This window comes from Flavobacterium agrisoli, assembly GCF_016522065.1.
GTDB classification, from domain to species: domain Bacteria; phylum Bacteroidota; class Bacteroidia; order Flavobacteriales; family Flavobacteriaceae; genus Flavobacterium; species Flavobacterium agrisoli.
Genome location: NZ_JAEHFV010000006.1, coordinates 1 through 11,679, shown reverse-complemented (window position 1 = coordinate 11,679; position 11,679 = coordinate 1). Strand labels below are relative to the sequence as shown.

The window sequence follows — 11,679 nt, the reverse complement described above, 5'->3', positions numbered from 1 at the left end:
GAGTTATGTATATCGTGTGCCTAATTTATTCAATTCACTGGCGTAAAAAAGTGACTTCTTAAATTGCATGATTTTTAACGGTAACTTCAAAAGACGAAATACAAAAGTCCTCTTTTTACCTTTAAATAAAAACAAGAAAAAATATTTATAGCGGTATTCTTTCAATTGTTGTGTCGTAAATTGTTTTTGGATGCCATACACAATAGTGGGACTCGGAACAGGACGAATCCATTTTACAGGTGTATCTAATTCCCACGGTTGTTTTTTTCGTTTCTTTCCTAAAATTTTTGATTCGTTCCCCCAAAAACGATAACCTCCAGCGGGTGGTTTTAAATGTAAATTAACTGAAAAAGGATTCGATAAAACTATAGCCCCCGCTTTAGATAATGACATACCAAAATCACTATCTTCACCATAACCGCCATCAAAATTAACATCATTACCCACTAATTTATGAACGAATTCGCTACTCACACATGAATTAGCATTACTAAACATCAAGGCACAACCTGCTTTAAATGATGCTTTCGATAATTTTCTAATTTTTTCATGTAAATCATCTAAATTCTGATTTTCATGATCAGCTCTAATATCTAATCCATTACAAGCATCCACTTTATAGGTTTGCAAAAAACGAATATGATTTGCGATAAAATTTTGAGGTATTCGTATATCATCGTCTCCAAAAACGATATAATCTCCTGTACATAATGCAATAGCCTCATTTCTAGCTCTACAACTCCCTTTCGTAATTTGCCAAACCAGTTTCACTTCAAATGGTAATGACTCAAAATTATAAATCTCTAAATTTCTTTTCTCAACCGGCGTAGCATCAACAATAATAACTTCTGTTGGCAAATATTCCTGCTTTGACAAATCTTTCAATAAATTCATTGTAAAATCTTGACGTAACATTGTTGGAATAATGTAACTTATCGTAGGGTTCCCCTCAACTGAATTTAATTTTCTGGGTGCTAAATAAGGGGTATTCTTTTCTATTTTAAAATGCTTTGCCACAAAAATCAATGCGTTCCATTCCTTCCAGTTAAAAATTCCTTTTCGAAAAAGCATGAGTAAAGCATGATCTATTTTATACTTTTTTCTATAAAAAACATAACGATCTTGAACTGAAATAGGTGTTATAAATTCCGTATCAGCAAGAAACAACCCTTTTACATGTAACGGAATTCCACCCGATTTTAAGGCACGATAACCCAAATCCAACCCTTGCATAGTGCCTGTTTCAAAATCAACATCAAATCCATTTAACGATTCCCAAACAGATTTACGAATAGCAAATTGACTTGAATTGATACGCCAACTTACACAAAGGCTTAAATTTTCATAATCATTTATATACCAAAAAGTTGCCGTTTGATAGACTATTTCTGGGAAGAGATTTCGATAACCTTGGTCTAACGAACTGTGCCAAATATCTCCAGATCCTTTTGATAAAAATTCTAATTGCTGTAAATCAGGATTTCCGTTATATAAAATGGTTTCACCAGAATGGGTTGTAAACTCTTTTAATTTCATTATCTAAAAACTTTTTTTTTCTTGTAACCTTATTACCGGCCTCCTAACTTACATTTGAAAAACATATCGCTTGGTTGCTTTTTATTTACCTAAAAAAAGCAATTGTGCCTATGGGTTTACACGGCTTCGACAGGCTCAGACTGACAAAAATAGTGATAATATTATCTGCTAAGATAGTGTGATTTTGTCTGAATTCGGACTTACGGGGCTTCGACAGGCTCAGCCTCCGGTATCAATCTTGGTCACTAACCGGAGTCGAAGTTACAGTATTTTTCTTTCCCTACAGCTTCGACCCTTCGACAGGCTCAGGGTCCGAACCTTCCGGTTGGAAGCCTGTCGTGGAGCTTGTCGAAGCCACATATTGAGTATAATTCCTTGATAACAATGGTAAATCTATAGGTCTATTTTCAATCAAAGCTTCTTTCTTTTTTCTGCTCCATCCTTGCACTTGTTTCTCTCTGTAAAACGCTTCATCTATTCTTTGATATTCTTCATAATAAACCAACTTAACTGGTAAATATTTCTTCGTATGATTTGCTCCTTCTCCTGCCTGATGTTGCTGAATACGAATTTCTAAATCGTTAGTACTTCCTGTGTAGTACGTTCCATTAGAACATTCTAAAATATACAAATAACCTTTCATATTACTATTATTTAAAGGATTAGCTAGTCCTTTTATAATTTAAAAAAATGCTATACTCTTCGATACTCAATAGCGCTTACCCTGCGGCTTCGACCCTTCGACAGGCTCAGGGTCCGAAGTTCAGCCTCTGGTTGTGAAACCTTTACTCCTATCGAAGCAATGACTAAGCGGAGTCGAAGTTACTGCTGTATCAGTTCTAATTCCTACGGCTTCAACAGGCTCTATAACTCTTACCTGAGGCTTCGACCCTTCGACAGGCTCAGGGTCCGAAGCTCAGCCTCCGGTTATGAAACCTTTACCCCTATCGACGTGGTGACTGAGCGGAGTCGAAGTCACTGCTGTATCAGTTCTAATTCTTGCGGCTTCAACAGGCTCTATAACTCTTACCCTACGGCTTCGCCCCTTCGACAGGCTCAGGGTCCGAAGTTCAGCCTCTGGAGGAGAGAAAACTCAAGTATCAGAATCTGAACTTGTCGAAATCACTTTTTTATAAAAAGCTAAACTCTGTTCTGCAACCACCGAGATATTAAATTTTTGATGTACTTTTTCTCTTGCTGCTATTCCAAATTGTTGACGTTGTTCTTCATTAAAAAGTAGTTTATTTATCTGGTTGGCATATGCTTCATGATTTTTGGGGTTTACCAAAAAACCATTTACGCCGTCCTCCATTACATCTGTGGCCCAACCAATATTCGATGCGACAATGGCTTTTTGCATGGCCATTGCTTCTATCCAAGAAACGGGTAAAGCTTCTGCAAAAGAGGGAAACACACAAACTGCCGACTCTGCAATATAGTTCTGAATCTCATGATAAGGCACGCTTCCTAAATAACACACATTAGCTAAAGCTTTCTCTGAAAACAACCCTTTCATCATTTCCCATGTAGAACTTGAACCCGAAATGATATCTGGTACATCTTTACCTATCAAAACGAGTTTCGCTTTCGAGTTGTTTTCGATAACCTTATTAAAAATAAAAGGCAATTCCAACAGTCCTTTTTTTCGAATTATGCTTCCAAAATACAAAATGGTTTGCATTACTTCTGTTACTGTTTCATCCTTTTGAAAAACATCGCTATCAATCGCATTCGGAATAATGGTAAATTCTTTTTGCAAACCAAAAACCCGATTCGTTTCATCGGCCGTAAATTGGCTTACCGAAAGTAAAGCATCAGCCTTTTGTAAAGCTCTTTTTTCATGAAATTTATTGATCCATTTCACGGGACGATGGTCTAAATGACAAAAATAAGTATCCGAACCATTCAATCGGATCACTATAGGGCATTTTTTAGGCTGAATGAAAGAGGTAATTCCCGTCCAATCTGGCGCTTCTACTACCTCAATTTTATTTTCTTTATGAAGTTGATTGATAATTTTTGTTATTTTTTTCCGAGTCAAAAACCAAGATAATCCTTTGAATTTCACATTGCGAATTTGCTGTATAACAATTCCTTCATCTTCGAAAAAAGCGTCCTCTTTTTGACCATAAACCAACACACGAACTTGGCAATCTTCCTGCAAAAGTCCTTTCGCCAAATTTTTTATACTCGTACCAATACCACCTGAATTGCCAGTTTCAGGATGCGGGTATTCGGGGGTTAGAAAAGCTATTTTCATAAAATGGTGAATTGTGAATTGTGAATTGTGAATTAAATACCCACAATCAAAATTCTGTACTTTAAAAAAAATCTTTTAGAATTCTAGCGGTAAATAGTTTGGCTCCGGCATCATTTAAATGTCCGCAAGAGGAAAAATAGTTATCATCTGTAACGGCATTTTCGTAATTGTAAATCTCCGGGTATAATTTTTGTACTTTTTCAAAATACTCCATCCCAATAGTATTGGCACACATGGGCGTCATTACCGTAATTAATCGAATATTATGTTGGTTACAAAGCCTTTTAATCGATTCATAATAATGGTTTTGTAGCGGCTTTAATTTTGAAATATTATTTTTCATACTCGCGTTGGGTTTAACTCCTAAGGGATAATAGCCTTGATTATTGAATTGATTGGTTTTTTCCTCTTTTATTTTTTTATAAACCTCCCGAAATCCAATTTGCGCATCGTATTCAATGTACCGATAAAAGGGAATATAATACAAATAGTTGTAATCGGCTTCGTTTTGAAACTGTTGTTGAATGACTTTTGAACTATGCAAATAGGGCAAAAACTTGGAAGCAATTCCTTCCGCTCTTTGGTCGTTTGATAAATTCAAATCGGCTTCTAACAAAACGGTTTTTATTTGATACTTTCGTTCAAGCATCAATTTGAGCATCAAATCAGCTTCAAACAAATGCCCGCCACTCATTCCGTAGTTGAAAGTTTTAAGTCCTTTTTCTTCAAACAATGACGGTACGAAATGATTATTGGCTCGAGAGGAACCTAACATCACCACATCATACTGTTCCTTTTTTCCATGAAACACTGCATCTACTTTGGTTCGGTTAAAGCCGTAGACGAAAATAGTGGTGTAAGCGAGGTCTAGTAGTACTGCTAAAAAAACAGCTAAACCTAGTAGTGTTATTATTTTTGTGGTGAATTTTTTCAATGTTATTTAGCTTTAAATATTCTTTTCTTTTTCTTACCCCGACCCTAAAGGGTGGAAAAAGAAAAAAGGAACATTCGCTTGATTTTCGGCTCCCTTTAGGGTTGGGGGAAAACGAAAATCAATCTATTGTGGTTTTGGAATAAACTCTTTAATTCTATCTATAACCTCTGGCAATTTCATCAGCACTTCTTCATTTGTAAATCGAATTACTTTTAGTCCTTGAAATTCAATATCACTTGTTCTTTTTTCATCTAAAAGTTGCTGTTCTTGGTCTAAATGATAACCTCCGTCTATCTCAATTACGAACTTTAACGCATGGCAATAAAAATCTACAACATATATACTTAGAGGATGTTGTCTTCTAAATTTATATCCATCTATCCCATTATCTTTTAATGCTAACCATAATTTTTCCTCAGCCTCAGTAGAGCTCTCTCTTAATTTTTTCGCATTTGAAAAAATCGTTGGAGATGCACCTTTCCACATATCATCTGGTTTCAACGGATTCTTTTTCATAACATATCAATAAAATAAATCAATTCAGTTGTTTTCTTTTTCTTACCCCGACCTTAAAGTTTTTTCCTTACCCCAGCCCTAAAGGGTGGAAAAAAACTTTAAGACATCTTCTAATTCGTTTGATTTTCGGCTCCCTTTAGGGTTAGGGGAAAACCGAAAATCAGTCATAATCAAAACTGAAAATAAATAAACTCCTTATAATCTGAGTAGGTCCCCAATGCCAACAGAGTGATTATTCCTAAACTAATTTTTAGCCAACTATAACGTCCTGAGAAGGGTTCTTGTTTGGTTCTATTGTACCATTCTACCAAAACAAATAATCCTACTAATGCTACAAATTCGTAATTGTATCGTTCGTTTTCTAGGTATTGTGAGGCCCATTTCTGATTTACTATCATTCTTTCGATATATCCGAAAGCATCCGAAATACTGGGTGCTCTAAAGAAAATCCATGCCAAACAACTCAAAGCAAAAGTAAGCAGCATACTTCCGAAAACCCGTATTGATTCCCAACGCCAACCCAATTTAGCCGTATCCATATGATTTCGATTGGAACTGCTGAACAGTAAAGGCAGGAAATATACGGCATTGATACCTCCCCAAAGCACATAGGTCCAGTTTGCTCCATGCCAAAAACCACTGACTAAAAAGATAATAAAGGTGTTACGGACTTTCAACCAGGTTCCGCCACGACTTCCGCCGAGTGGAATGTACAAATAATCCCGAAACCACGAAGAAAGCGAAATGTGCCAACGACGCCAAAACTCGGCTATATCTCTGGAAAAATAGGGGTAATTAAAGTTTCTAAGCAGCTCTAATCCGAATAGTTTTGACATTCCCAGCGCCATGTCTGAATAACCTGAAAAATCGCCATAAATTTGAAAAGCGAAATACACGGCTCCTAAAACCAAGGATAGGGAATTCATGCTTTCATGATGATCAAAAATAGCATTGGCATACGTGGCGCAACCATCGGCAATAACCACTTTCTTAATTAGTCCCCAAATGAATTGATAGATTCCTGCTTTGGCTTGTTCGTAATTAAAGGATCGCTTTTCTTTTAATTCGGGTAACAAATGTGTGGCACGTTCAATAGGACCGGCAACTAACAATGGAAAATAACTCACAAAAAGTGAATAATCAACAAAGTTATATTCGGCTTTGATTCTTTTGTAATAAATATCAATCACATACGATAATCCGTGAAAGGTGTAAAACGAAATTCCGACTGGTAAAACGACATTTAGCAAAAATGGACTGCTTTTAAATCCAACAGCACTCATCATTTCGGCAAACGAACCGGCAAAAAAATTGTAATATTTAAAGACTCCTAAAAAACCCAAATTGACTGAAATACTCAGCCAAAACCAGAATTTACGGCTTTTCTCAGAGGTTGATTTTTCAATTCGGATTCCGGTATAATAATCTAAAAAAGTAGAGAAAACGAGTAAAAACAAGAACCGCCAATCCCAGCAGGAATAAAAATAATAGCTGGCGACAATTAATAATGCGTTTTGGGCTGTTTTGGTTTTATTAAAAACGAACCAATACAATATAAAAACAATCGGTAAAAAGAGCGCAAAGGCCCAGGAGTTGAAAAACATTTTTCAGTTATGAGTTATGGGTTGTGGGTTGTGGGTTGTGAGTTGTGAGTTGTGAGTTGTGAGTTGTGAGTGCAAAATTAATTTTTTTTTATTCCCTGACTAACTCCAAATATTTTTCTACCATTTTTTTTAATGAAAAAGAATTTTCTATAAAAGGTCTCGTTTCTTTATCGATTTTTAAATTAGCATCCCAAACCTGTTTAATTAAATCTGATAATTGATTTATTTTTTTTGCTTCAAATAAAAATCCATTCTCTAAATGTTCAATAATACCTAATACATTTCCACCTTCATATGTTGTTATTACTTTTATATTCGCTGCCAAGGCTTCAACTACAGTATAACAAAAAGTTTCTTCATAAGAGGGATGAATCAAATAATCATACTTATAATAGGTTGATTTTAACTCTGAAGAACTTCCCATAAAAGTAAAACAGCTTTCTAGTTGAAAACGCTGAATCATTTCAGTTAAATACCTTTGATAAGGTCCCTCTCCATAAATGTCAATTTGAATTTCACTTTTTATTTGTGAAGGGAGTAAATTAACGGCTGCAATCAAATCCTGAATTCCTTTGGATTCTCTTATATGCGAAGCAACTAAAAAAGTAGGTTTTGCAATATTTCTTTTTTCTTGAACTAAAATTGCATCAATGATTACCCCATTGTAAATGGTAATTGTTTTTGATTTTAAATGGGTACCAAAATCTTTTAGAATTGCGTTGATCGTATAATTTGAAACCCCGACAAAAAGATCAATGTATTTTGAAAACAAAATTCCTTTCAGTCTCTTGTTTATTTTCTTCTTGAAGGAATATCCGTTTAAAGGTCTTGGGTTGTGGTCAACAGCGATCATTTTTGCATGGGAAAACTTTTTAACCTCAGCAAAAAAAGGTGTACATAACTCTACAAAGTGAGTTATGACATGCGTATAATCTGAATTGTTGTTTTTTACAAAATGCAGAAAATTATTTTCAATACTTTTCGATTCATCACTGTAGATTGTCAATTCAGGATAACTCCCATGATTGGAATAATTAGGAAAAAACCAATCTACCCCAATGCCATTTTCATTGCATTTCTGATTAAATTCCCAAAAAAAATAATCCATTCCGCCAATACGCTGAGGCAGTAATTTATAATTACAGATTACGGCTATTTTTCTTGACTCCATTTCAAAAGTGTTTCGGTAATTCTTTTTGATGTTCCTTTCAACTCACCTCCAACTTGCATTTGCACTAATTTTTTTCGGTTTTCAGCATCTGTTTCTGGAGCATCAAGATATAAATTTATGGATTCAATTAATTCCTGTTCATTCTTCACAATTCGGGTGGCTTGAGAATCAACAACTTTTTGGATATGCGGATATTCTAAAAACCGTTGATCATTATACAACCCATTATCAGGATTACCAAATACTGGATTAACAACTGGTTTTCCAAATTGCATAAAATCTAAACTCATAGTCGACAACATATTCATATTAACATCCGAAAATTCTAAAATACTTCTCAAATCGGTTACATCTTGCTTTGATGGAATGCGTTGTGACCATTCTTCCTGATGGCCTGTTCTTGCTAAAATCCATTTGGGGTAATTCCATTTTATAAAAGGAAACTTTTCTATGAAACTCTCAAATCGGATAGGATCTTCAGCTGGAGAAGTTCTTACTAAAAAGTTAACTACTGGAATTTTATTTTCCTGAATGGCTTGTGCAATCGTAGTAATATATAATTCGTCGTTTTTACTGGTCGAAATATCGCCGCAACTAAAACAAATTGTCTTTTTTGTTGCATCCAACTGAAAATGTTGAACGAAATCATCCTTTGTTGTTTTATATCGATCCAAAACATAGGGTTCAAATTGAGGAGTACCAACAACCGAAACTTTTTCAGGTAATACTCTTTTGTAAAAATGGCATAATTCGGCTTTCATCAAATCGCTCCAAACCAAATAATAATCAAAATTGGCGGCCATTCTTCCTTTTGAAGCCAGATTATCCCAACTAAAAATGAACGATGCCGTTTTGACTTTAAATTGCTCCGCCCAATACACTAATGGCGCGATAAAAGGGGGACGTTGATGCGTAAAAAACAATATATCGAAATTTTCTTCTTCAAAAAGGGTTTCATATCCTTTTACAATCGTATTCGTTGCAAAAGATTGTTGCTGTAAATTCGTATACCGTTGAATCCAATTCTCCGAATTAAAAAAGGAAGTCCACTTAAAAATGAATCGGGTAGCATATCCTCTAGGCGTTTTTGATTTCGATTGATTCGTTTTTAAATTATCGGTTATGCCAAAGTTGTTTTTTTTATGCAATTGCAAATGTGCCACTTCTTTGGTCTTTCTAAAAAACCAATTGGAAAATTTTTCTTGAAAAACAGCCAACTCTATTACTTTTGATTTTTGCAAAAACCCCTCATAAACGGATGCTGGCAAACACGACAAAATGACTACCTCATCAAATTGTTTTTCAGCATCTGTCAAGAAATCACTTAAAATGAAATTTCTAAACCCTACACCATCAGTTATAACTATTCCTAGTTTTTTCATGTATAATTTATCAACTTTTTTATTCTATTTTTAAATACCTTTTTTTCTTTTTTATAGATGTATTTTACTTTTTGAATTAACTCATATAAAGAACCATAAATTTTTAACTTCCAATATTGGTTAGACAACTTAAATTTAGTATCATCATGTAAAATCCATCTATTTGGAAAATAATCAGATTCATCATATTTTTTCGAATAACCATTATCAAATATTTGAATCGGTCTAATTATTTTTGACTCCTTTTTTTCACCTAACCAAGCTAACCACCACGAAAAAGTTGAATTACTAATTATATAGTTATCAAATTTTGATCCCAGACATAATTGTTCAATTGCATTCAATTTTTCGAGAAAAAAAACATTTGGTAAAAATGAAAAATGATTTTTACAATACCCTATATTATCACTTGCAAAAATAATATTGTAGCCTTCTAAATCCCCAAAATGGTGTATTAAAGCGGTCAAATAAAACTTATAGGATAATTGAAAATAATCAGGATTATTAACAAAATCACCTCTCCTTACGCTAATTAGAATAGTTGGTTTGGAAAATAAAAAATCATATTTTTTTATTAAATCATTTTCGATATTAGAATTAAACTTAAATACATTTTTAATATTAGCCTCATAAAAATATTTTTCTGTCTGCAACCATCCAGACAAATCATAATTTCCATCTAGAAGATTCCAATCATAATAATTATATTTATTCTCTTTAATGTGAATCCAATCTTCTACATCAGAACAAGTATTAAAACTAAATTCAAAATATTTCGAATATTGCCATTCTGGAAAACAATATTTAAAATTCCTTTTTTTTGCAATCCCAATAGTTGATGCTATCTGAAATAATTGGTTGGCTAGATTTCCTTTTTTTCCTAGATTTAAAAATGTAATCATTAATCAGAATCTCTAAATTGTTTTTGATGATTCAATTCCCAAACAGCTGGTTTCTGAAGACATTCCAAAAATAAAACAGCACTATTTCCTTGACCAAAATCAATAGTTGTTTTTTGTATCTCATGAGAATCAATACTGCAAAGTGCCTGCGTTATTTCTTTTTCAGCATAACTTACATGTATAATATCCGCATGAACCGCTCTATTGTGCTGACGAGTTCCAATATTAATAATCGGAATACCATAATAAGGCGCTTCACGAACTCCTGCACTACTATTACCAATTATAAATTGGCTATTTTTTAAAAGCGTCAAAAAATATTCAAATCTAAGTGATGGAAAAACCCTAAAACGATCATTATTTTTTAATCTTTCATAACTTTCTAAAATAAACTGACTTCCTAAATCGTTGTTTGGAAAAATAACTACGTACTTGTGGCTATCATTTAGTAAAGCTGACACAAAATTTTCTGCATATTGCTTCATATTTTGAATCTCGGTCGTCACGGGATGAAACATTACGATAGCGAATTTATCGAAAGGAATAGTATAGTACGCTTTTACAACATCCAAATCTGGTAATTGATCCGAAAACATAATATCAATATCTGGAGACCCAATGGTAAAAACAGACTCTTTTATTTCTCCCATCTGAATGAGTCGTTTTTCCGCTTCTTTGTTCGATACAAAATGAATGTGGCTTAATTTACTTACACTATGCCGAATTAATTCGTCTACCGTTCCTGATATTTCACCACCTTCAATGTGCGAAACTAAAATATTATTTAATGACCCCACAATAGCACCCGCCAAAGTTTCTACCCTGTCGCCATGAACTACAATCATATCCGGCTGAATGGTTTTGACGTAATTTGAAAATCCTTCAATAGTTTTAGCCAAAGTTAAATCCATGGTGGTTTCATGCGTATGATTCTCAAAAGTGTGAATGTTTTTGAAATTACATCGCTCAATTTCAATTAAAGTATTGCCATATTCGGCCTGTAAATGCATACCTGTTACAAATACGAAGGCTTCAAAATCCTGATGATCATCAAGAATTTGAATCAGTGATTTTATTTTACCAAAATCGGCTCGGGTTCCTGTTAGGAAAAGGATTTTTTTTTTCATTTTTTGACTCTAAACCTTTTCAACCCTTTCAGAATTTTGAACTCTGAAAGGGTTCTTTATTTACACCTCCCTAACCCTCCTCAAGGAGGGAACTAGATAGTGCTTATTTCAAATTTATACTCCTTTTGAAAAATCTTTTAATATTAACTTTTTTACACCTCCCTAACTCTCGCCCAATGTCATTAAGTTAAGCCGAAATTAAATGGTATCCTTTTGATTTTTAGTTATTTTAGGTTTCACTCTAGCC

10 protein-coding genes are annotated in these 11,679 nt (G+C 34.0%); all 10 read right to left on the bottom strand.

Annotated elements, in window-relative coordinates:
- Positions 1–3: 3 nt before the first annotated feature.
- The gene (locus I5M07_RS12890; RefSeq protein ID WP_200106859.1) at positions 4–1,536 is read right to left on the bottom strand and encodes a glycosyltransferase family 2 protein; all 1,533 of its coding nucleotides are present in this window, start codon (positions 1,534–1,536) and stop codon (positions 4–6) included.
- Positions 1,537–1,816: 280 nt separating this feature from the next.
- Positions 1,817–2,179, bottom strand: coding sequence for a GIY-YIG nuclease family protein (locus I5M07_RS12885; RefSeq protein WP_200106858.1), 363 nt, complete (start codon positions 2,177–2,179; stop codon positions 1,817–1,819).
- Between the two features lie 450 nt (positions 2,180–2,629).
- A complete protein-coding gene (locus tag I5M07_RS12880; RefSeq protein ID WP_200106857.1) occupies positions 2,630–3,796 on the bottom strand; it encodes a glycosyltransferase family 4 protein in 1,167 nt (388 codons plus the stop codon).
- A gap of 61 nt (positions 3,797–3,857) precedes the next feature.
- Positions 3,858–4,730: a hypothetical protein gene (locus tag I5M07_RS12875; protein ID WP_200106856.1), complete on the bottom strand. Its 873-nt coding sequence runs from the start codon at positions 4,728–4,730 to the stop codon at positions 3,858–3,860.
- Between the two features lie 123 nt (positions 4,731–4,853).
- Positions 4,854–5,246, bottom strand: coding sequence for an endonuclease domain-containing protein (locus I5M07_RS12870; RefSeq protein ID WP_233622065.1), 393 nt, complete (start codon positions 5,244–5,246; stop codon positions 4,854–4,856).
- Positions 5,247–5,416: 170 nt separating this feature from the next.
- Positions 5,417–6,850, bottom strand: coding sequence for an MBOAT family O-acyltransferase (locus tag I5M07_RS12865; protein ID WP_200106855.1), 1,434 nt, complete (start codon positions 6,848–6,850; stop codon positions 5,417–5,419).
- Between the two features lie 88 nt (positions 6,851–6,938).
- Positions 6,939–8,021 carry a glycosyltransferase family 4 protein gene (locus I5M07_RS12860; RefSeq protein WP_233622064.1) on the bottom strand — a complete coding sequence of 361 codons (1,083 nt, stop codon included), beginning with the start codon at positions 8,019–8,021 and terminating at the stop codon, positions 6,939–6,941.
- Complete coding sequence (locus tag I5M07_RS12855) at positions 8,003–9,403, bottom strand: hypothetical protein (RefSeq protein ID WP_200106854.1); 1,401 nt, start codon at positions 9,401–9,403, stop codon at positions 8,003–8,005. The genes I5M07_RS12860 and I5M07_RS12855 overlap by 19 nt, the downstream gene beginning before the upstream one ends.
- Positions 9,400–10,305 carry an alpha-1,2-fucosyltransferase gene (locus I5M07_RS12850; protein ID WP_200106853.1) on the bottom strand — a complete coding sequence of 302 codons (906 nt, stop codon included), beginning with the start codon at positions 10,303–10,305 and terminating at the stop codon, positions 9,400–9,402. Before I5M07_RS12850 ends, I5M07_RS12855 begins: the two co-directional genes overlap by 4 nt.
- Positions 10,305–11,432, bottom strand: coding sequence for a UDP-N-acetylglucosamine 2-epimerase (gene neuC, locus I5M07_RS12845; RefSeq protein ID WP_200106852.1), 1,128 nt, complete (start codon positions 11,430–11,432; stop codon positions 10,305–10,307). The genes I5M07_RS12850 and neuC overlap by 1 nt, the downstream gene beginning before the upstream one ends.
- Positions 11,433–11,679: the final 247 nt, after the last annotated feature.

What these genes read in the sequence shown, in the direction of transcription:
- I5M07_RS12870 (WP_233622065.1), bottom strand. Translation starts at nt 5,246, where the DNA reads ATGAAAAAGAATCCGTTGAAACCAGATGATATGTGGAAAGGTGCATCT.
- neuC (WP_200106852.1), bottom strand. Translation starts at nt 11,432, where the DNA reads ATGAAAAAAAAAATCCTTTTCCTAACAGGAACCCGAGCCGATTTTGGT.
- I5M07_RS12860 (WP_233622064.1), bottom strand. Translation starts at nt 8,021, where the DNA reads ATGGAGTCAAGAAAAATAGCCGTAATCTGTAATTATAAATTACTGCCT.
- I5M07_RS12890 (WP_200106859.1), bottom strand. Translation starts at nt 1,536, where the DNA reads ATGAAATTAAAAGAGTTTACAACCCATTCTGGTGAAACCATTTTATAT.
- I5M07_RS12865 (WP_200106855.1), bottom strand. Translation starts at nt 6,850, where the DNA reads ATGTTTTTCAACTCCTGGGCCTTTGCGCTCTTTTTACCGATTGTTTTT.
- I5M07_RS12880 (WP_200106857.1), bottom strand. Translation starts at nt 3,796, where the DNA reads ATGAAAATAGCTTTTCTAACCCCCGAATACCCGCATCCTGAAACTGGC.
- I5M07_RS12850 (WP_200106853.1), bottom strand. Translation starts at nt 10,305, where the DNA reads ATGATTACATTTTTAAATCTAGGAAAAAAAGGAAATCTAGCCAACCAA.
- I5M07_RS12855 (WP_200106854.1), bottom strand. Translation starts at nt 9,403, where the DNA reads ATGAAAAAACTAGGAATAGTTATAACTGATGGTGTAGGGTTTAGAAAT.
- I5M07_RS12885 (WP_200106858.1), bottom strand. Translation starts at nt 2,179, where the DNA reads ATGAAAGGTTATTTGTATATTTTAGAATGTTCTAATGGAACGTACTAC.